The organism is Nitrosophilus alvini, assembly GCF_015100395.1.
In the GTDB taxonomy this organism is placed as follows: Bacteria; Campylobacterota; Campylobacteria; order Campylobacterales; family Nitratiruptoraceae; genus Nitrosophilus; species Nitrosophilus alvini.
Genome location: NZ_AP022847.1, coordinates 1,371,186 through 1,389,920, shown reverse-complemented (window position 1 = coordinate 1,389,920; position 18,735 = coordinate 1,371,186). Strand labels below are relative to the sequence as shown.

The window sequence follows — 18,735 nt, the reverse complement described above, 5'->3', positions numbered from 1 at the left end:
TGTCCCTTATTTTGTATTGACAATGGGTTTTTCCCTGTCATAGTATCTTCTTGCATGGCATGCAGGAGCACATGAACCTCCTGTAGGTGTTTCGATATATCTGATCGGGAAGTTTATCTTTCCGAATTTTGTCTTTTTCCTTAAATGGTGAGGATAGTCTTTTGTTCCGTGGAAATCGTGACATGCTCGGCAAGTTCGTCCCTTTTTCTTATCAACATGAACAAAGTGAAGATTGACATCTCCGTTTCTGAAATTTGTATATTCTGTTGTTTTAGGCTCTGTGATCTTTTTGGATTCATGACACTCAAAACAGATATAGTTCTTTTCATCGAAACTTGCATAAAATGTTGGTGGGAACGGTTTTTTTAGCATTCTGAAGTTGTTACTTCCGTGCGGGTTGTGACACATAGCACAGTCTCCCCACTGTATCGGCCCGTGCCAGTCAGGATTTTCTTCAAGATGTTTTGCCATGTTTATTAATTTAACACCGTCTTCATCTCTTTTGAGAGGCTGATTGTGACATTGCAGACACAGATCTTTTACGGTAGCTGCTTTTATCATTTTTGGTTGTCCCGTACCATGCGGATCATGGCACTCCTGACAGCCTCTTGGTCTGTTTATAGCACCGTGTTTATTGATGGATTTTGTAATCCACTCTTTTTTGTCAGCATGACACATAAGGCAGAGATCTTTTTTTCCGTCGGCTTTGAGCTGGAATTTGTAATCCTCCGTATGTGGATCGTGACAATTTATACACTGATCCTGAACAGGAGGGTGAATATTTTGTGTTTTATGTAAAAACTCTCCTTTGGCCACGTGGCATGATGTACAGAGTTCATTTATATTTGATGCAACTAAAAGCCTTTTATTTTTTGATTTGTGCGGATTATGACAGGCCGTGCATGCACCTGCTGCTACAGGTCCGTGGATAAACTTTTTACCCTCTTTGAGATTTTTATCATGACACTGATAACATAGATCGGGAGTATCCATAATCAGATCATATTTTTTGCTCTTTTCGGGATTTTTATCTTTATGACAAACCGTACAGTCACCCCATTCAAACGGCGGATGGACTACCTCTTTTTCAGATAGCAGGTTAGGTTCGAAAAAGGGTTCACCGCTTTTTTGCTGATCTGTCGGTACGGGTGATGGAGCCGCCGTTGGTGCAGTTTGTTGAGGCGTGGCTTGCTGAGGTGCGGCAACAGGTTCCGGTTTTGGCGTTTCTTTAGCGGGAGACTTAACAGGTTTCTGTTTTTCCGTTTTTGTTTTCTCTACGGTTTTCTCTGTTGCCGTAGGAGCACAGCCGCTAAATACAACCAGTGAAACTGCCAAACATAAAAGTAATAACTTTTTTGTTGAAAATTTCATTTGGCACTCCTTGAGTATATAAGAATTTTTAATGACATGTATAATAGCTTTCATAAATAATATTTATGCAAGCCCAAAATTAATGATAGTACAAATAATATGAAAAGTCTTTGACAAAAATCAATAAAAATTATCAAAAAACGTCAGAAAAAACGGAAGAGTTGAGAATAGTAACATTTTTGTGACATTATCTGTTTTTATGTACGCTTGTCAAAAAATATGATAAAGCTCTGTAATCTTCCTCGAACATATGTTTAGTTTTATAAAGCTGCGGTTTCATTATTTCAAATCTCTGTGGGTCAATTATAGGTTTGGCGTTACCTTTTAAAAACTCTACTAACTGTCTTTCATTTCCCAGGTAATGTATGGCTATGGTCTCAAGAGAGGGTCCGATGCTTGCAGCGTCGTCTTTGGGCTTATGGCAGATATTGCAATTATATTTTTCAAAAAGAATTTTGCCTTTTTGTGTAAGATCCATCTGAGCACTTGCCATACAAATCAGAAGAGAAACAATAACCAGTTTTTTCATATTGGCTCCTTTTATAATAAATTATAATAGTATCAGGATACTTATACCCGATTTTTGTAAAATGGTTGTAAAAATTTGAGAGAAATTTTCTCTCTAAATATATATTGTAGTCTTTTTTTCTTCAAGGGATTTAAATTGCATATGTGATAAAATCATTAAACTTAAAAAATTTCAGGAGTCTGTAATGGTCAAAATAACCGAAGTAAGTCTAAGAGACGGGCATCAGTCTCTGCTTGCCACTAGAATGAGAACGGAAGATATGACAGACGCAGCTAAAATTTTTGATGAAATAGGTTTTCATAGTGTGGAAGTATGGGGAGGAGCTACATACGATACATGCCTTAGATATCTGAAAGAGGATCCTTTCGAGAGGTTGGCAACATTCAAGTCGATTTTTCAAAAAACTCCGCTACAGATGCTTTTGCGAGGGCAAAATTTAGTCGGTTACCGCCACTATGCGGATGATGTGGTAAGAGAGTTTATAAGACTAAGCAGCGAAGCCGGTATTGATATCTATAGAATTTTTGATGCTTTGAATGATATCAGAAACCTGAAAGTTTCGGTAGAAGAGGTAAAAAAGCAGGGAAAACATGCACAATGCGCTATAAGTTATACAATAAGTCCAGTTCATACTGTTCAAAATTATGTCAAATTGGCAAAAGATATGGTGAAACTGGGCGCAGACAGCATATGTATAAAAGATATGGCCGGCCTTTTGACACCATACGGGGCGCATGAACTAATAAAAGCTTTGAAAGAGGAGATAGAGGTTCCTCTGCAACTTCATGCTCACTCCACTGCCGGTTTTGCATTTGCAACACACTTAAAAGCAGTGGAGGCAGGCGTAGATATCATAGACCTTGCAAACTCAGCTCTAGCGGAAGGAACTAGTCATCCTTGTACCCAATCTATGGTAGCAACTCTCAAAGATACTGAGTATGATACAGGGCTTGACCTGAAAAAAATGGAAGAGGCAGCAGAAATTCTCAAAGAGAAAAGAAAAAAATATAAAAAATTCGAAAGCGAATATAACAGAATAGATACAAGGGTGCTTATAAATCAGATTCCTGGCGGTATGATAAGCAATATGGCAAATCAGCTCAAAGAGCAGGGTGCTCTTGAAAAGATGGATGAAGTACTAGAAGAGGTTCCAAGAGTCAGAAAAGATTTCGGATACCCTCCTTTGGTAACGCCGTCTAGTCAGATAGTAGGTACTCAGGCCACTTTGAATGTTCTGTTGGGACAAAGGTATAAATCCATTACGACCGAGACCAGAAACTATATAAAAGGATTATACGGTAAGCCGCCTGCGCCTATCGATCCTGAGCTTAAAAAGCTTGTTCTTAGTGAAGAAGAACCGATCACCTGCAGGCCTGCGGATCTGCTACCTCCTGAACTGCCAAAAGCTAGGGAAGAATCCAGAGATTTTGCGAAGAGCGATACGGATGTGATAAGTTATGCGATATTCGGACAGGTTGCAAAGCAGTACATGATTGAAAGAAATGAAGGCAATCTTCAACCAGAGCCTCTTTTGACATTTGAGGAGATGGAAGCCGGGGAGAGACTCTCTGATGAGTTTAATGTAACTGTACATGGTGAGACATATGATATAAAAATAGAAGGTGTAGGACACAAAACACAGGATGTCAGACCTTTCTTTATAAGAGTTGACGGTGAGCTTAAAGAGGTTTTTGTAGAAAACAATGAGGATATAGAGAGTGCCGCTAACGAACAGACTACTCCTAAAAAAGCGAAAAAAGGTAAACTGCCGAAAGCTTCTCTAAAAGGCCATGTTACAGCTCCAATGCCCGGCAATCTTACGAAACTGAACGTGAAAGTGGGTGACAGTGTTAAAAAAGGCGACACTATTGCTATAGTCGAAGCTATGAAAATGGAAAATGAAGTACATGCTCCCGTTGACGGAGTTGTGGAAGAGATATATGCAAAAGAGGGAATGCAGGTCAATCCTGATGATGCTCTGATGCTGATAAAAGAGTAGGAGAAAGTTCTGAATATAATAACTGTAAGCGAACTTAATGAAAAGATAAAAAATCTTCTTGAGTCCACTTTTTCGGATCTGTTGGTGGAGGGCGAGATAAGCCGCCCCACCTATCATACAAGCGGGCATCTCTATTTCAGCCTCAAAGATGAAAATTCCGTTATTAGATGTGTAATGTTCAGAAGCTATGTGGCGAAGCATAAATTCCGTATCGAAGAGGGACAAAAAGTTGTAATAAGCGGAAAACTTTCACTCTACAAACCGAGAGGCGAGTACCAGATAAACTGTTTCAAAATAGAACCCGCCGGAGCTGGTGCTTTGGCTGTTGCATATGAACAACTGAAGAAAAAACTCGAAGCAAAAGGGTATTTTGAGAAAATTTACAAAAAAGAGATTCCAAGATTTGTAACATCCGTTGCGATTGTCACTTCAAAAACGGGTGCGGCTTTGCAGGATATGCTCAGAGTCATAAATAGCCGGTGGCCTTTATTGAGAGTATATCTGATCAATACTCTGGTACAGGGAACCGGTGCAGCCGAAGATATTGCCAATTCTATAAAGATTGCCGATTCGCTCGGCGTTGATGTTATAGTTGTAGGAAGGGGAGGTGGGAGTCTTGAGGATCTTTGGGCTTTTAATGAAGAGGTAGTGGCTGATGCCATATTTTTGGCAAAAACTCCCGTAGTATCTGCCGTCGGACACGAGATAGATTTTTTGATAAGCGATTTTGTTGCGGATATGCGTGCTCCAACTCCCTCTGCTGCTATGGAGATGATACTTCCGGACAGATTTGAGATGATGATGTATCTTGACAATCTAAGAATTGAATACAAAAGAGGATTGCAAAAATTTTTCCTGCACAAACAGGAGATTTTAAAACATCTGCTGCACTCATTCGAGCAGAGTTCTCCTTCAAGACGATTGGGATTTTACCAAGAAGAGATAAGAAAACTCAAAGAGCAGACAGTAAAAAGTTTTAAATTCTTTCTGAATAGAAAATCGTTGGAGATTCCCGAATTGAAAAAATCAATTTTGCAGACGGCAAACCATAGTTTGCATCAAAAAAGTTCTCTGATAGAGCATCTAAAAGAGAGGCTTGAGACTGTAATGGAGACGAAAAAAACAAAAAAAGGATTCGCACAGGTCGTAAAAGATAAAAAACCTGTAGATGTTTCGCAGTTGGAGATTGGAGACATCTTTGAGCTTCAAAGCCTTGAAGCAAAAATAAAAGGAAAAGTTTTGGAAAAAGAGGAGTTTGCAAAAGAGCAGACCCTCTGAAATATTATAGTTAAATACTGGCTTTGAATCCGAAAAGCATCATGCTGATTTTTGATGCGCTCTCTTCTATTATCTTTTCCATAAATTTTTCGAATCTGTCCTCTTTTTTCCAAACGGGATAAGCGACACCGCTAAGAGCTGTGATCTCTTGTTTTGCATCGTATAGTGTGCCTATCTTGTCTATAAGTCCTACCTTGATCGCCTGCCTTGCAGTAAAAATATGCGCATTGGCAAATTCGTCTCTTTTGCCAAGGTCCAGTTTTCTGGCTTTTGCAACATCAGATACAAACATATCGTATGTATCTTTTATCACTTTTTCAAGCTCTTTTTTCTCAAACTCCTGCCACTCTCTGAATGGCGTTCCTACCTCTTTGTATTTTCCGGCTTTTACCACCTGAGGTTCTATACCGATTTTTTCAATAAGCTTTTTGATATTTGCGCCTTCGAATATTACACCGATAGAGCCGACTGCGCTTCCGGGGTTTGCAATTATTTTATCTGCCCATATCGAAGCGTAGTAACTGCCGCTTGCAATTGTGCCGGCTGCATATACAACCACCGGTTTTTGACGCCTTATTCTTTTGATTGCCAGGCTGATTTCTATTGAGGGGGCTACAGCGCCTCCCGGAGAATTGACAACAAAAAGAACGCCTTTATAGTTTGGTTTTTCGGCTTCTTCAAGTTTTTGTAAAACTTTGTCGGCTGAAAATATAGGGCCGGTCAGATCGACTCTGATCAGATTTGGTTTTTGGAGAGTTTCTCCTTTCGGTGTACCGAATATCAATACGAGAATCAATACAAACAGAAGAGCTTTGAAATATTTTTGAATAAAATCGAGAACAGCTTTTATCGGATAAAAAAGTTTTTTGAAAAAATCAATCATAAATTTCTCCTCCTATGAGTACCATTTTGGGATTTTCTCCGTGTAGAATAAGGTGAAGATAAGCGTCTTCTTTGTTTTCAAGGTCTTCAGGCAGTTCGCAGATTATCATATCTGCCCATTTTCCTTTTTCAATTTCTCCGCACTCTAGTCTCAAAGCCTTTGCCGCATTTTTTGTTACGCTGTCTATAAGTTTTTTTGCCAATTTTACAGGTTCTATGTTCGGATGCAGGAAAAGAGCAGCTTTCATCTCCTCAAAAAGATTTAGAGAAAAGTTTGAGCTGAGACCATCGGTGGCCAGGAGCATTGTTATATTTTTATCTTCAAGTTTTGGAATATTTAAAACGCCGTTTCCAAGCAGCCTGTTTGATACCGGGCAGTGTACTATGACATTGTTCTGTTTTTGGATGATTTCAAGCTCCTTGTCATTGGTATGGACTGCATGAACAAAGAGAGTATCTGTCTCTTCGAAAAGTTGTAAAAACTCTTCCGGACGGTTTGCGGCAGTAGATTGATTTAAAAACTCTTTAAAAAATTTTGCGAAGTCTCCTTTGTCGTTGTCGAGCCATTCTCTTTCCGCTTTGCTTTCCATAAAATGACAGCTAATAGGCATCTTATTTTTTTTTGCAACTTCAATCGCTTTTTTTGCCAGTATTGTATGAACGGAATATGGAGAGTGTACCGCTACAGCGGGAAAAAATCTGTCACTTTTGTGCTTTTGTGACTCTTCAAGCCTTTGTAAAAAGTCAGAAAACAAAATATCTGCCGCAGCCGGGTTTGAACCTATAATCTCATTGAAAAAGACCACTCTTTGCGGTGATTTTGCGCAAATTTCCATATCATATCCGTAACTGCTTATTGCTCCAAATGCGGTTGTACCGCTTTTCAGCATTGATGTAACGGCATTTTGAAGGCAGTTGTTTTGACATTTTTTTATAAGTTTTTCTCTTTTTTTTATAACGCTGTTGAGCCATATCAGAAAATCACCATAAGAAAGTGACGCCCTGTTTGCACTGAATTCCAAATGAACGTGCGAATTTATGAGTCCCGGCAGCAGAATAGAGTTTTTGGGAGTCTCTATTATTTCGGCTGCTGGATATTTGGATATCAGTTTTTCAAAAGAGTCTATGTCGATTATATTTTTTTCAAAAGCAACAGCTTTTTCTTCCATTATTTCATTTGGTGTGAGTATGAAATCCGCTTTGATTATTTTCATATCTCTCCTTGCAGTTGATGCGGTTTGTATAAGCTAAATATTGATATAATCATATCTTAAAAAAACTGAAAGGAAAGAGATGAAAGTTATGGTTATTCAGGGTCCAAATCTCAATATGCTTGGAGTCAGGGAACAGAATATCTACGGCCCGATGAGACTTGAGCAGATTCATGACCAGATGAAAGCCTTTGCAGAGCAAAACGGCCTCGATATTGAGTTTTTCCAAAGCAATCTAGAAGGCGAGATAGTAGACAAGATTCAGGAGTGCCTTGGAGATGCCCACGGTATTATCATAAATCCTGCTGCATATACACATACATCTATCGCAATAAGAGATGCGATAGCGGCAGTTCAGCTTCCTACTATAGAAGTTCATATAAGCAATGTCTACAGAAGAGAAGAGTTTAGGCAAAAAAGTCTTATAGCTCCGGTATGTGCGGGACAGATAAGCGGTTTTGGACCGTTTAGCTACCATTTGGCAATGGTTGCCATGCTACAGATTTTTAATGAGCTTAAAGCTATTCAGGAGTCACAGCAACAGCAGCAACAACAGGCGTGAGGAGTGTGAGTGTGGGTGTGGAACCAATCACCAATCACGAGTCACGAATTTAGTCTGGGTGTGAATTATGGATAGCTACATTGTAAGAAGCGAGAGCGCACAGTTTTATGAGTGTGGTTACAGCTGTGACAATGCGATATTTCTAAAATTTGGTGATGAGGCTTTTTTTATAACGGACGGCAGATACATACAGGAAGCCAAAGAGTCGGCCAAATCCTGTGAAGTTGTCGAATCAAGGGATCTGGAGAAAGCCGCAAGAGAGCTGATACGCAAAAACCGTATAAAGAGAATTGTTTTTGACCCGTATGAGTGGAGTATAGGCTCTTATGAGAAACTCTCATCCGGAATGAGATGCCGTTTTGTAAAAAGAGCGGCATTTTCCCATAAAAAAAGAGTTATAAAAAATGATGAAGAGATAGAGCTTATCCACACTTCTGTAAAGATAAACGCAGATATATTTGAAAAGTTTGCACTCTATCTTTCAAAAGAAGGCATGGAGCAAACAGAAAAGAGACTCCATTTTGAAGCCGAGGCGATGCTAAGAGGCTATGGAGAACGCAGTCTCAGTTTTGATCCGATATTTGCCATAGGAGAAAATGCCGCGAAACCTCATGCAATTCCCACGCAAAAAAGACTAAAAAGCGGTGACCTTGTACTTTTTGATGCCGGTGTGAGATATAAAAGATACTGCTCTGACAGAACAAGGACGGCATATTTCGGCGAGAGATTAACATTTGAAAAAATGGGACAGACTTTTTCTTCAAGGCAGATGCAAAAAGTATATGATACGGTTTTGAAAGCTCAGGAGAGCGCTATCGAGAGTATCAGAACCGGCATGAAAGCCTGCAATATAGACAAAATAGCAAGAGATATCATCGAAAAAGCAGGATTTGGTCGATATTTTGTCCATTCTACTGGGCATGGAGTGGGTCTTGATATCCATGAAATGCCATATATCTCTCCCAAAAGCGACACGGTTATAGAAGAGGGTATGGTTTTTACGGTGGAGCCTGGTATCTATATTCCTGACAAATTCGGTGTAAGAATAGAAGATATGGTAGTGGTGAAAAACGGCAGAGCCGAAATTCTTTAAATCCGGAGTCCTTTTTGATAAAAAATCTAAGTGGCGAGCTTGTGCTCTATTATTGCAATCTGTTTCCGTATGTATCAAAAAAGTGTGTAAAAAAAAGAAACAGTGTTCTTATAGGCATAGGCGGCAATATAGGAGATGTGAAAAGAAGATTTAAAAAACTGCTTTTCAGACTTCAAAAGAATCCAAAAATATCCGTTGAAGCCACCTCGCCGATTTTGAAAAATCCCCCTTTCGGTTTTCTTGAACAGAATGATTTTTTCAACGGAGTTATAAAACTTTCTACGGATATGAATATGTATGAATTTTTAAAATATGTTCTCTATCTGGAAAAAAGTTTCGGAAGGGTAAGAACTTTTAAAAATGCACCAAGAACGCTCGATATAGATATAATATTTTTCAACAATATTAAAATCGATAAAAAAAATCTACAAATCCCTCATCCGAAATGGAAAGAGAGAGAATCGGTTGTGATACCACTGCTCTATCTAAGAAAAGGTGTTCATAAATGAGATTTATTGCAATAACCAGCGGTAAAGGCGGTGTGGGAAAAAGCACCATAAGTGCAAATTGCGCCTATATGCTTTCACAACTGGGTTATAAAGTAGCAGTATTTGATGCGGATATCGGTCTGGCAAACCTGGATATCATATACAATGTAACTCCCAAAAAAAATATTCTGCATGTGATGAAAGGTGAAGCGGAGTTTGAGGATATCTTGGTAAAACTCAACAACAACCTGTATTTGATTCCCGGCGAAAGCGGAGAAGAGATATTGAATTTTGATGAAAGCGAACTTGTGGAGAGATTTCTCTCTTCATTGGAAAAGTTTGACGACTTCGATTTTTTGATTATAGATACGGGAGCGGGGATAGGTGAGCATGTCAGAAGCTTTATCCGTGCGGCCAGCGATGTAGTAGTGGTAACTGTTCCGGATCCTTCTGCTATAATGGATGCTTATGCTATGATAAAATATTCAAGCCGAGTTATTGATAGTATATATATGATTATAAATGAAACAAAATCAAAAAAAGAGGCCCTCTCTATATTTGGCAAAATAAAGAGTGTTGCACAAAATCATCTTGAATCGGATATCGATATTGAACTTTTGGGAATATTGGAAGAGAGTCATATAATCAGAGAGAGTTCAAAGAACAGGACACTTTTTGTAAAAGAGCACCCTTTTTCCAGACCATCATCACAGATGCTGGAAATTATAAAAAAACTTACAAAAAATGTAGACAAAGAGGGAAGTGAAATCGGTAAAAACAGCTCAATTGCTGCTTTTTTCAGAAAACTTTTGAACAGATTTTAGGAGAGTGGATGCCAAGAGGTAAAAAATATATAAAAGATATACAGGCAGGCGATGTTTGGAGTGTTTTTAAGATAATGAGCGATTTTGTCGAAGGTTTCGATGAATTAAAAAGTATAGGACCTTCTGTAACTTTTTTCGGAAGTGCAAGACTCAAAGAGGACAATCCCTATTATCAAAAAGCAAGAAAACTTGCTTATATGCTTGCCGACAGAGGATTCAATATCATAACAGGCGGTGCAGGCGGTATAATGGAAGCTGCAAACAGAGGGGCGTATGAGAATGGAAAGTCTGAATCTATAGGACTAAATATAGAACTTCCGCATGAGCAGAAGAGCAATGATTATCTTACGATTAATCTTAAATTTGACTACTTTTTTGCAAGAAAGGTTATGCTTATAAAATATTCGCTTGCGTATGTCATATTTCCGGGTGGTTTTGGAACATTGGATGAGTTTTTCGAATCTTTGACCCTAGTTCAGACAAAAAAAATATCGCCGATAAGTATTTTTTTGGTAGGAACAGATTATTGGGGGCCGCTATATGAGTTTATAAAAACTACACTTGTAGAAAATGGTACAATTGCTCCCGAAGATGTAAATATTATAACTTTTACGGATGATCTTGGTCAGATAGTTGAAGAGGTTGAAACAAGACTCATAACTCATATCAAGGATCTAAAAGAAGCCGGAATGGAAGAGAGTGAACACTATAAGGCACTTGTTGAGTTTTTGGCAAATAAAGAGTAAAGAGGTTTGAGATGAAAAAAGTGATGGTTGCAATGAGCGGCGGCGTAGATTCTACTGTAACAGCTTATCTTCTGAAAAAAGAAGGTTTTGAAGTCGAAGGCGTATATATGAAGATTCATACAAGAGAAGAGCTTCACAAAAGATATATGTCAAATGTCAAAAAGGTGGCCGAATATCTGGGGATAAAAGTGCATATTCTTGATAAAACAGAAGAGTTTATGGAAAGGGTTTACAATCCTTTTATAAGGGGTTATATAGAAGGACTTACGCCAAATCCTTGTGCAATTTGTAACAGATATATGAAGTTCGGAGCTCTGGTTGACTTTGCTCAGTCGCAGGGAGCGGACTTTTTTGCAACAGGACATTATGTAAAAACGGATGGGAAATTTCTGTACGAAGCAAAAGATAAAAGCAAAGATCAGAGCTATTTTCTTTTCAATATAAAAAAAGAGGTCCTGCCGAAACTGCTTTTTCCTCTTGGTGATATGTACAAAGAGGATGTAAAAAAGATAGCAAGAGATATTGAACCCTTAAGGGAGATAGCGGAACAAAAAGAGAGCAGTGAGATATGTTTTGTGGAAAATACATATATAGATATACTCAGAGAGCATACAAAAGTTGATATGCCGGGCGTGGTTGTGGACAAAGAGGGAAATGTCATAGGAGAGCACAAAGGATATATGCACTATACAATAGGAAAGAGAAAAGGTTTTACTGTATATGGTGCACATGAGCCGCACTATGTTCTAAAAATCATACCCGAAGAGAATAAAATAGTTGTAGGGAAAAGAGAAGATCTAGATGTAAGAGAAGTAGAGTTAAAAGATCTGAATATGTTTGAAGAAAAAAAAGAGTTTGAAGCTACTATAAAAGTCAGATACAGAATGAATAAAGTTCCCTGTAAAGCAGTAATAAAAAACTCTCATGCAAAAGTCTACCTTAAAGAGCCTGTATTTGGAGTGGCAAGCGGTCAGGCCGGAGTTTTCTATGAAGGAGAAAAGGTTCTCGGCGGAGGATGGATAGTATAACGGTTGAAAAGGTGACTTCATTATAAACGGAGAGTGGATGATTAGGATTGAAACACTATTTTGCTCTTCAACCTTCATCCTTTTTAAGATATAATTCCAAAAAAATTACGGGAGAGAATATGAGAGGATATAAAATCTTTTCAGGTACCGCACATCAGGATTTTGCGAACAAGATTGTAAAATATCTGGATGTACCGCTTAGCAAAGCAACAGTAAATAGATTCAGCGACGGTGAGATAAATGTTCAGATAAGCGAAAGTGTGCGGGGACGGGATGTGTTTATTGTACAGCCTACAGGTTCACCTGCCAATGACAATCTCATGGAACTTCTTATCATGACTGATGCCCTGAGAAGAAGTTCAGCAAATACCATCACAGCCGTAATTCCCTATTTCGGTTATGCCAGACAGGATAGAAAAGCGGCCCCAAGAGTCCCCATCACGGCAAAATTGATAGCCAATCTTATCCAGACTGCAGGGATTACCAGAGTTATTACCATTGACTTGCATGCCGGCCAGATACAGGGGTTTTTCGATATTCCCGTGGACAATCTTTACGGCTCTATAATATTTATAGATTATGTAAAAAATAAAAATCTTAAAAACCCTGTTATCGCAAGTCCGGATATCGGAGGAGTTGCAAGAGCAAGGTATTTTGCCAACAGACTGGGGCTTGATATGGTAATTGTAGACAAAAGAAGAGAAAAAGCCAATGAATCTGAAGTTATGAATATCATAGGAGATGTAGAAGGAAAAGACGTTATACTAGTAGATGATATGATAGATACGGCGGGAACCATTGTAAAGGCTGCTAGCGCTTTGAAAAAGAACGGGGCAAACTCTGTTATGGCATGCTGTACCCATCCGGTTCTCAGCGGTCCGGCATACGAGAGAATAGAAGAGGGAGAGCTTGACGAACTTGTTGTCTCTGATACTCTTCCTTTGAAAAAAGATACTGAAAAAATCAAGGTTCTATCCGTTGCGCCTCTTTTTGGAGAAGTTATAAGAAGGGTATATCATAATGAAAGCGTTAACAGTCTTTTTGTATAAAAGAGAGAGAAAGGAATAAATGGAAAACATAAGAAACTTTTCCATCATCGCTCATATAGATCACGGCAAAAGTACTCTTGCCGACAGAATTATTCAGGAGTGCGGTGCTGTAGAAGAGAGAAATATAAAAGAGCAGATGCTCGATACCATGGATATAGAAAAAGAGAGAGGTATTACTATAAAAGCCCAGAGTGTGAGGCTCAAATATATAAAAGATGGCAAAGAATATATACTAAATCTTATAGATACGCCAGGGCATGTGGATTTTAGCTATGAAGTCAGCCGGTCGCTTGCCTCAAGTGAAGGAGCTTTACTGGTAGTTGATGCCAGTCAGGGTGTTGAAGCTCAGACGATAGCAAACGTTTATATCGCCCTTGAAAATGATCTTGAACTCATACCTGTTATAAACAAAATTGATCTCCCCGCGGCAGACCCCGACAGAGTAAAGGAAGATATCGAAAGCACTATAGGATTGGACTGTACGGATGCTCTTGAAGTAAGTGCAAAAACAGGGCAGGGCATAAAAGAGCTGCTTGATGCGATAGTAGACAGGATTCCGGCTCCTAAAGGCGATCCAGAAGCTCCGGCCAAAGCCTTGATTTACGATAGCTGGTTTGACAGCTATCTTGGAGCTCTTGCTCTTGTGAGAGTATTTGACGGTGAGATTAGAAAAGGGCAGGAAGTGCTCATAATGGGTACAGGCAAAAAACATGAAGTCTTGAACCTTATGTATCCCCATCCGTTAAAACCGATAAAAACCGATTCCATTAAAACAGGTGAAATAGGAATTGTCGTAATGGGGCTCAAAAACATAGGCGATGTTCAGGTAGGAGATACTATAACCGATGCCAAAAATCCGACACTTGAGCCGATAGAAGGGTTTGAAGAGGTAAAACCGTTCGTTTTTGCCGGACTCTACCCGATAGAGACAGACAAGTTTGAAGATCTTAGAGATGCATTGGAAAAACTCAAGCTCAACGATGCAAGCATAGCGTATGAGCCTGAAACTTCAGCGGCTCTGGGATTTGGTTTCAGGGTAGGGTTTCTTGGTCTTTTGCATATGGAAGTGGTAAAAGAGAGACTTGAAAGAGAGTTTGGGCTTGATCTTATAGCAACCGCGCCGACCGTTACGTATAGAGTCAAAAAGACAGACGGAAGCGAAATAGAGATACAAAATCCGAGTGAACTGCCTCCTGTTCAGGAGATTGAAAAAATTTACGAGCCTTATGTAAAGGCTACGATAATTACTCCGACCGAATTTTTGGGAAATATCATAACTCTTCTAAATGAGAAAAGAGGAGTTCAGCTCAAGATGGATTATCTTAACGAAGAGAGAGTTCTTCTTGAGTATGAGATACCAATGAATGAAATAGTGATGGATTTTTATGATAAACTCAAAACAGTAACCAAAGGGTATGCCAGTTTTGACTACGAACCTTCAGGATACAAAGAAGGGGATCTGGTAAAACTTGACATCAGAGTTGCCGGCGAGCCCGTAGATGCACTTTCGATCATTGTTCCGAAAGCCAAAGCACAGTACAGAGGACGTGAACTTGTCAAAAAGATGAAAGAGATCGTTCCCAGACAGCTTTTTGAGGTTCCCATACAAGCTAGCATAGGAAATAAAATCATAGCCAGAGAAACGGTAAAATCCATGGGTAAAAACGTGACGGCGAAATGTTATGGGGGTGATATATCCAGGAAAAGAAAGCTTCTTGAAAAACAGAAAGCAGGTAAAAAAAGAATGAAAGCGATAGGCAAAGTGCAGCTTCCGCAGGAGGCTTTTCTGACAGTTCTCAAAATCGATTAGCCCTTGGAGGAGATAATGAAAAAATATATAATTGCGGCGTTTCTGGCAGTGCTGTTTGCGGGATGTTCCTATAAAGGCGTAAATGTTGTATTTGAGCCGTATCAGGGAAAAAAATATAGTGTATCAGGCTCTTACGGGCTTAATGTGGCAGACGAAAGAGAATTTAAAACCAGAATCGGTGTCATAAAAGCGGCTGACGGTTCTTTGGCTGATATAACTTCCGCTCAGGAGTTGGCAGATATTTTCAAAAACGCCATACAGAATGCTCTCATAGCAAAAGGTATGGAGAATTTCGACATAGACGTGAGGATAGAAGAGTTCTTTATCGAATATGATAAAAAGAGACTTACAGGCGAAAATATTTTCGGAAGTGCAAAAATAACTCTTTATGTGAAACGGGGTCCGAAAAGTGTAACAAAAGTGATAAAAATACATGAGAGCAAATGGATATCACCGGTGGGAAGTGCAAAAAAGATAAGAGATTTTGCACAGGAGATACTCGATCTATCACTCAAATCACTCATCAAAAGTATAGCTGAAGCCAATAAAGAGTTAGTGCAGTGAAATGTCTGCTCTGCGACAGACTTTCACTCATTCATATCTGCCGGGAATGCCAGAAAAAGCATCTTTCTCCTACAATTAAAGAGCGCAAAACGGCTGATGGTTTCAGTATTTACACTTTCTACTCCTACTCCGAGATAGAGCTTTTTCTCAAGACAAAACATAAATATATCGGGTATTATATATACAGGATTCTTGCAAAAAATAGCTTCTCTCTTTTTGCAAAGGAGTTTGAAGAGAGAGCGTATGTGGTTGGGATAGATGATGTTGCAGTATCCGGCTATTCGCATACCGCCATATTGGCTAAAGCTATGAAAACAAAAAACATAAAACCTCTATACGGTTCTTTAAGGGCTGAAAATAAAGTTTCCTATTCTGGGCAGAGTCTTGAGTTTAGGCTCAAAAATCCGAGAAATTTTCAATATAGGGGGAAAAAAGGTATAGATATTATTCTTTTGGATGATGTAATAACCACAGGACTTACAATAAGTGAGGCTGTGGGTGTGTTGCGTAAAGAGGGCTGCAGTCCGCTTTTTGCTTTGACTCTGGCTGATGCGAAAAGGTAAAAGCGGAATTTATCAAAATCCGGATATATAAAAATCCATTGTAATAAAACCTTCTCCTCTGTTTGGCTCTTTGATTCCCCCGTTGGAGAAATGTCTGAAATTTATAGAAACCATATAACTGTCAAATCTGTAGCCAATTCCTGCTTTTTCGCTGAACTCGAAAGTTGTAGAGAGATTGCGGGTTGTTTCAGATAAAAAAACTATACCGATTTCAGCCAGAAAAAAAAGATTTTTACCGAAAAAAATACCTTCGCTAACTCCGGTAAAACATGAGCTTTCAGGCTCTTTCCACCCTCCCACATAAAGTTTTGTATATGTGGGAAGATTTATTAAAGGAGTCTTTATGCCATATGAAAGAGCATAAAAATTTTTGCTGCTACTTTTTGTGCTTGAGCCAAATTCCATTAATAGCAGCGGGTCAGCATAAAGCAATAATGGAAAAAGATATATCAAAAATTTTTTCACACTATTTTTCTACACCTATTATATAAAAGGTTTCTTTGTTTTCCACCTTTTTTAGTTTTACATTGTATTTGTCGGCCCATTTGTTGATTATCTCTTTGGCCTCATTTATCATAGTTTCATTATCAGTGTCTATCTTTATTTTAAAATAACTGAAAGAGTTTGAAAGCGCTACATAAGAAGATGTATGTTTAAGGTTGTCGTTTAAGGCAATAAGATGTTTTTTTATCTTGTCAAATTTTTTTGTGTTTTCAATAGTATCGTTTAGTTGTCTGAGGGATTTTTCGTCCACATTATATCCTAGCTGTGCCAATAGGCCTTCGTTCGAGATGTTCATGGTGCTCCTTTTGAAAGTTGTTTTTAAAAGTATAACAAAAACTCGGTAAATAGTTTATCTCTTTTTGTAGATTTATAATAAATTAAAATAAAATGTTATAAATTAATGTATACTAAAACCAAAGGCGCGCCATGTTTTTGTTTGGAAGCAGCAACAATGAAGAGACAAATAAGTTGCAAGAGGAAAATGTAAGGCTAAGAAAAGAGATAGAACGCCTAAAAGGCGAACTTGACCGATGCAGGAATGAAAAAAAAGAGGAAGAAGAGTGCATTGATTATGATGAACTTCTTTTAGGTTATGAGAACGAACATCTAAAACCGGGGCTTATAGATATCCAGACCAATATAGCAGAGTCTGTAAATTTTGTAAAGAAATCGATATCAAATGCAAAAAATATAAATGAACATTTTGAAGATGTATTAAAAAATATAACCAATATATCCGAGCAGACAAAAAGTCTGGATGAGACAGCTTCAGAGTCCCATAAAACTGTTCAGGAACTTTTAGGTCGTGCAGAAGAGGTTGACAAGATACTTTCCTTGATAAGGGATATTTCCGATCAGACAAATCTTTTGGCTCTGAATGCCGCTATAGAGGCAGCAAGAGCTGGAGAGGTTGGAAAAGGTTTTTCAGTTGTTGCAGATGAGGTTAGAAAACTTGCCGACAGAACCCAAAAAGCTATCGGAGAGATAAATGACATCATCAAAGCGATGAGAAAAGAGATCAATGAAGTTGATTATTTTTCGGAAGCGGTATCAAAAAAAATTGATGAGATCAATACAAAAATCGATAATTTTGAAACAACATTGACAAATATTAATAGTGAAATAGGATTGACATTTTACGATATAGATAAGATTTCGAACAGAATTTTTATGAGTCTTGCGAAACTCGATCATGTAATATGGAAAGTGAATACATATATTTCTATTGCAAAGAAAGAGGAAGCGTTTAAATTTGTTGACCATCACAACTGCAGACTAGGAAAATGGTATTATGAAGGAGAAGGCAAAGAGTTTTTTTCTGATGCACCATCCTTTTCGGCACTAGAGATTCCTCATGCTACGGTACATAATGGAACAAAAAAGATTTTTGATCTAATACATCAGGATAAAACATCTTTTGAAGAGCTGTTGGATGCTCTTGAAGAGATGGAAGATGGAAGTAAGAAAGTGTTTGAGATACTTGATAAAATTCTGGCGGAAAAGGATAAGAAAGAGTCGGCAACTAAATAGCTGGATTAATAAAACATTTTTCTAAAAAATGTTACACTTGTGTCACAATAAAACTGTAAAGGTTATTAAATGAAAAAGATTATAATTATAAGTTTTTCTATTGTTTTAACTTCATTGTGGGCTGCGGACGGAGCGAAAATTTTCAAAAAAACATGTTCTGTTTGTCATGGAGATAGGGCGCAAAAAAGTTCCTTGAAAGTAAGTAAAATCATAGCAGGCTGGCCGGCTGAAAAAATAGTGGAGAAATTAAAAGCTTATAAATCAGGCAAACTGAACCAGTACGGTTTCGGAAATATGATGAGAAACAGGGCTACAAAACTAACCGATGAAGAGATGATGGCAGTAGCAAAATATATCGAGAGTCTTAAAAAAACTAAATAACAAGACTCTCGGAACAGTTTTAAAAAAGAAGTTTCTGCATTTTCTTGTTTGTAATAGATGCTGCAAAGATAATCACAACGTAATAGGAACAAAAACAAAAAACTATATTTAAAATCTAATCTGATAAAGTATTATTCGTTATCTATTACGGATGTTGTCAGCTGAAAACACCGATTTTGACTGATACCAAGTATATTTTAAACTATAAAGTCTGTGAAATGGGGGTTTTTGAAGTAGTGGCTCCGGGTGCAGGATTCGAACCTGCGACCAATCGGTTAACAGCCGATTGCTCTACCACTGAGCTAACCCGGAATGAGTGAGCT

The 18,735-nt window shown here is 38.4% G+C and carries 20 protein-coding genes, 1 tRNA gene and 1 pseudogene; 15 read left to right on the top strand and 7 right to left on the bottom strand.

The genetic code is table 11. The annotated features are described in order from the left end of the window. Nucleotides 1-6 precede the first annotated feature (6 nt). Together EPR_RS07090 and EPR_RS07085 are read right to left on the bottom strand one after the other, a co-directional pair. Nucleotides 7-1,371, bottom strand: coding sequence for a cytochrome c3 family protein (locus tag EPR_RS07090; RefSeq protein WP_200762544.1), 1,365 nt, complete (start codon nucleotides 1,369-1,371; stop codon nucleotides 7-9). A 187-nt stretch (nucleotides 1,372-1,558) separates the two neighbouring features. Next, nucleotides 1,559-1,900 carry a c-type cytochrome gene (locus tag EPR_RS07085; protein WP_200762543.1) on the bottom strand — a complete coding sequence of 114 codons (342 nt, stop codon included), beginning with the start codon at nucleotides 1,898-1,900 and terminating at the stop codon, nucleotides 1,559-1,561. 184 nt (nucleotides 1,901-2,084) lie between these two features. Between EPR_RS07085 and oadA the strand changes: the two genes are divergently transcribed. Then, nucleotides 2,085-3,899, top strand: coding sequence for a sodium-extruding oxaloacetate decarboxylase subunit alpha (gene oadA / locus EPR_RS07080; RefSeq protein ID WP_200762542.1), 1,815 nt, complete (start codon nucleotides 2,085-2,087; stop codon nucleotides 3,897-3,899). 9 nt (nucleotides 3,900-3,908) lie between these two features. Continuing rightward, nucleotides 3,909-5,177 (top strand): exodeoxyribonuclease VII large subunit, encoded by a 1,269-nt coding sequence (gene xseA, locus EPR_RS07075; protein WP_200764197.1) that lies wholly within the window; start codon nucleotides 3,909-3,911, stop codon nucleotides 5,175-5,177. 10 nt (nucleotides 5,178-5,187) lie between these two features. On the opposite strand, the gene sppA is transcribed toward xseA, so the two are convergent. Together sppA and mqnF are read right to left on the bottom strand one after the other, a co-directional pair. After that, entirely contained in the window at nucleotides 5,188-6,060 is an 873-nt protein-coding gene (gene sppA / locus EPR_RS07070) for a signal peptide peptidase SppA (RefSeq protein WP_200762541.1), read from the bottom strand. Next, a complete protein-coding gene (mqnF, locus tag EPR_RS07065; RefSeq protein ID WP_200762540.1) occupies nucleotides 6,053-7,273 on the bottom strand; it encodes an aminofutalosine deaminase family hydrolase in 1,221 nt (406 codons plus the stop codon). Before mqnF ends, sppA begins: the two co-directional genes overlap by 8 nt. Nucleotides 7,274-7,352: 79 nt before the next feature. On the opposite strand from mqnF, the gene aroQ reads away from it, so the two are divergent. From aroQ to EPR_RS07015, 10 genes are all read left to right on the top strand, one after another. Continuing rightward, nucleotides 7,353-7,832 (top strand): type II 3-dehydroquinate dehydratase, encoded by a 480-nt coding sequence (gene aroQ / locus EPR_RS07060; RefSeq protein ID WP_200762539.1) that lies wholly within the window; start codon nucleotides 7,353-7,355, stop codon nucleotides 7,830-7,832. Between the two features lie 67 nt (nucleotides 7,833-7,899). After that, the gene (locus tag EPR_RS07055; protein ID WP_200762538.1) at nucleotides 7,900-8,925 is read left to right on the top strand and encodes an aminopeptidase P family protein; all 1,026 of its coding nucleotides are present in this window, start codon (nucleotides 7,900-7,902) and stop codon (nucleotides 8,923-8,925) included. Between the two features lie 14 nt (nucleotides 8,926-8,939). Continuing rightward, nucleotides 8,940-9,434 carry a 2-amino-4-hydroxy-6-hydroxymethyldihydropteridine diphosphokinase gene (folK, locus tag EPR_RS07050; protein ID WP_234697103.1) on the top strand — a complete coding sequence of 165 codons (495 nt, stop codon included), beginning with the start codon at nucleotides 8,940-8,942 and terminating at the stop codon, nucleotides 9,432-9,434. Further along, complete coding sequence (locus EPR_RS07045) at nucleotides 9,431-10,237, top strand: MinD/ParA family protein (protein WP_200762537.1); 807 nt, start codon at nucleotides 9,431-9,433, stop codon at nucleotides 10,235-10,237. Before folK ends, EPR_RS07045 begins: the two co-directional genes overlap by 4 nt. Nucleotides 10,238-10,245: 8 nt before the next feature. Then, nucleotides 10,246-10,983 carry an LOG family protein gene (locus tag EPR_RS07040; protein ID WP_200762536.1) on the top strand — a complete coding sequence of 246 codons (738 nt, stop codon included), beginning with the start codon at nucleotides 10,246-10,248 and terminating at the stop codon, nucleotides 10,981-10,983. Between the two features lie 11 nt (nucleotides 10,984-10,994). Further along, nucleotides 10,995-12,011 carry a tRNA 2-thiouridine(34) synthase MnmA gene (mnmA, locus tag EPR_RS07035; protein WP_200762535.1) on the top strand — a complete coding sequence of 339 codons (1,017 nt, stop codon included), beginning with the start codon at nucleotides 10,995-10,997 and terminating at the stop codon, nucleotides 12,009-12,011. 119 nt (nucleotides 12,012-12,130) lie between these two features. Further along, nucleotides 12,131-13,060 carry a ribose-phosphate pyrophosphokinase gene (locus EPR_RS07030; RefSeq protein WP_200762534.1) on the top strand — a complete coding sequence of 310 codons (930 nt, stop codon included), beginning with the start codon at nucleotides 12,131-12,133 and terminating at the stop codon, nucleotides 13,058-13,060. Nucleotides 13,061-13,079: 19 nt separating this feature from the next. Then, nucleotides 13,080-14,870 carry a translation elongation factor 4 gene (gene lepA, locus EPR_RS07025; RefSeq protein WP_200762533.1) on the top strand — a complete coding sequence of 597 codons (1,791 nt, stop codon included), beginning with the start codon at nucleotides 13,080-13,082 and terminating at the stop codon, nucleotides 14,868-14,870. 15 nt (nucleotides 14,871-14,885) lie between these two features. Continuing rightward, nucleotides 14,886-15,434 (top strand): YajG family lipoprotein, encoded by a 549-nt coding sequence (locus EPR_RS07020; RefSeq protein ID WP_200762532.1) that lies wholly within the window; start codon nucleotides 14,886-14,888, stop codon nucleotides 15,432-15,434. Further along, nucleotides 15,431-15,997 carry a ComF family protein gene (locus EPR_RS07015; RefSeq protein WP_200762531.1) on the top strand — a complete coding sequence of 189 codons (567 nt, stop codon included), beginning with the start codon at nucleotides 15,431-15,433 and terminating at the stop codon, nucleotides 15,995-15,997. The genes EPR_RS07020 and EPR_RS07015 overlap by 4 nt, the downstream gene beginning before the upstream one ends. Nucleotides 15,998-16,009: 12 nt before the next feature. Here EPR_RS07015 and EPR_RS07010 read toward each other — a convergent pair whose 3' ends face one another. Both EPR_RS07010 and EPR_RS07005 read right to left on the bottom strand, forming a co-directional pair. Further along, nucleotides 16,010-16,462, bottom strand: a complete 453-nt coding sequence (locus EPR_RS07010) for an acyloxyacyl hydrolase (protein ID WP_200762530.1) — start codon at nucleotides 16,460-16,462, stop codon at nucleotides 16,010-16,012. Between the two features lies 1 nt (nucleotide 16,463). Next, entirely contained in the window at nucleotides 16,464-16,796 is a 333-nt protein-coding gene (locus tag EPR_RS07005; protein WP_200762529.1) for a hypothetical protein, read from the bottom strand. A 527-nt stretch (nucleotides 16,797-17,323) separates the two neighbouring features. Here EPR_RS07005 and EPR_RS09370 point away from each other — a divergent pair. The 3 genes and pseudogenes from EPR_RS09370 to EPR_RS06995 all read left to right on the top strand — a co-directional run. Beyond that, nucleotides 17,324-17,596: pseudogene (locus tag EPR_RS09370) on the top strand (methyl-accepting chemotaxis protein); the annotation flags it as partial. A gap of 75 nt (nucleotides 17,597-17,671) precedes the next feature. Continuing rightward, the gene (locus tag EPR_RS09365; protein ID WP_234697201.1) at nucleotides 17,672-18,031 is read left to right on the top strand and encodes a CZB domain-containing protein; all 360 of its coding nucleotides are present in this window, start codon (nucleotides 17,672-17,674) and stop codon (nucleotides 18,029-18,031) included. A gap of 69 nt (nucleotides 18,032-18,100) precedes the next feature. Beyond that, nucleotides 18,101-18,412, top strand: coding sequence for a c-type cytochrome (locus EPR_RS06995; protein WP_200762527.1), 312 nt, complete (start codon nucleotides 18,101-18,103; stop codon nucleotides 18,410-18,412). A gap of 237 nt (nucleotides 18,413-18,649) precedes the next feature. Here EPR_RS06995 and EPR_RS06990 read toward each other — a convergent pair. Then, nucleotides 18,650-18,724, bottom strand: a tRNA-Asn gene (locus EPR_RS06990). Nucleotides 18,725-18,735 lie beyond the last annotated feature (11 nt).

Excerpts from the sequence above, each read along its gene's own strand:
- mnmA (WP_200762535.1), top strand. The coding sequence starts at position 10,995 with ATGAAAAAAGTGATGGTTGCAATGAGCGGCGGCGTAGATTCTACTGTA.
- EPR_RS07055 (WP_200762538.1), top strand. The coding sequence starts at position 7,900 with ATGGATAGCTACATTGTAAGAAGCGAGAGCGCACAGTTTTATGAGTGT.
- EPR_RS07030 (WP_200762534.1), top strand. The coding sequence starts at position 12,131 with ATGAGAGGATATAAAATCTTTTCAGGTACCGCACATCAGGATTTTGCG.
- EPR_RS07040 (WP_200762536.1), top strand. The coding sequence starts at position 10,246 with ATGCCAAGAGGTAAAAAATATATAAAAGATATACAGGCAGGCGATGTT.
- EPR_RS07090 (WP_200762544.1), bottom strand. The coding sequence starts at position 1,371 with ATGAAATTTTCAACAAAAAAGTTATTACTTTTATGTTTGGCAGTTTCA.
- sppA (WP_200762541.1), bottom strand. The coding sequence starts at position 6,060 with ATGATTGATTTTTTCAAAAAACTTTTTTATCCGATAAAAGCTGTTCTC.
- EPR_RS06995 (WP_200762527.1), top strand. The coding sequence starts at position 18,101 with ATGAAAAAGATTATAATTATAAGTTTTTCTATTGTTTTAACTTCATTG.
- lepA (WP_200762533.1), top strand. The coding sequence starts at position 13,080 with ATGGAAAACATAAGAAACTTTTCCATCATCGCTCATATAGATCACGGC.
- EPR_RS09365 (WP_234697201.1), top strand. The coding sequence starts at position 17,672 with ATGAGTCTTGCGAAACTCGATCATGTAATATGGAAAGTGAATACATAT.
- EPR_RS07005 (WP_200762529.1), bottom strand. The coding sequence starts at position 16,796 with ATGAACATCTCGAACGAAGGCCTATTGGCACAGCTAGGATATAATGTG.
- oadA (WP_200762542.1), top strand. The coding sequence starts at position 2,085 with ATGGTCAAAATAACCGAAGTAAGTCTAAGAGACGGGCATCAGTCTCTG.
- EPR_RS07085 (WP_200762543.1), bottom strand. The coding sequence starts at position 1,900 with ATGAAAAAACTGGTTATTGTTTCTCTTCTGATTTGTATGGCAAGTGCT.
- mqnF (WP_200762540.1), bottom strand. The coding sequence starts at position 7,273 with ATGAAAATAATCAAAGCGGATTTCATACTCACACCAAATGAAATAATG.
- aroQ (WP_200762539.1), top strand. The coding sequence starts at position 7,353 with ATGAAAGTTATGGTTATTCAGGGTCCAAATCTCAATATGCTTGGAGTC.
- EPR_RS07020 (WP_200762532.1), top strand. The coding sequence starts at position 14,886 with ATGAAAAAATATATAATTGCGGCGTTTCTGGCAGTGCTGTTTGCGGGA.
- EPR_RS07045 (WP_200762537.1), top strand. The coding sequence starts at position 9,431 with ATGAGATTTATTGCAATAACCAGCGGTAAAGGCGGTGTGGGAAAAAGC.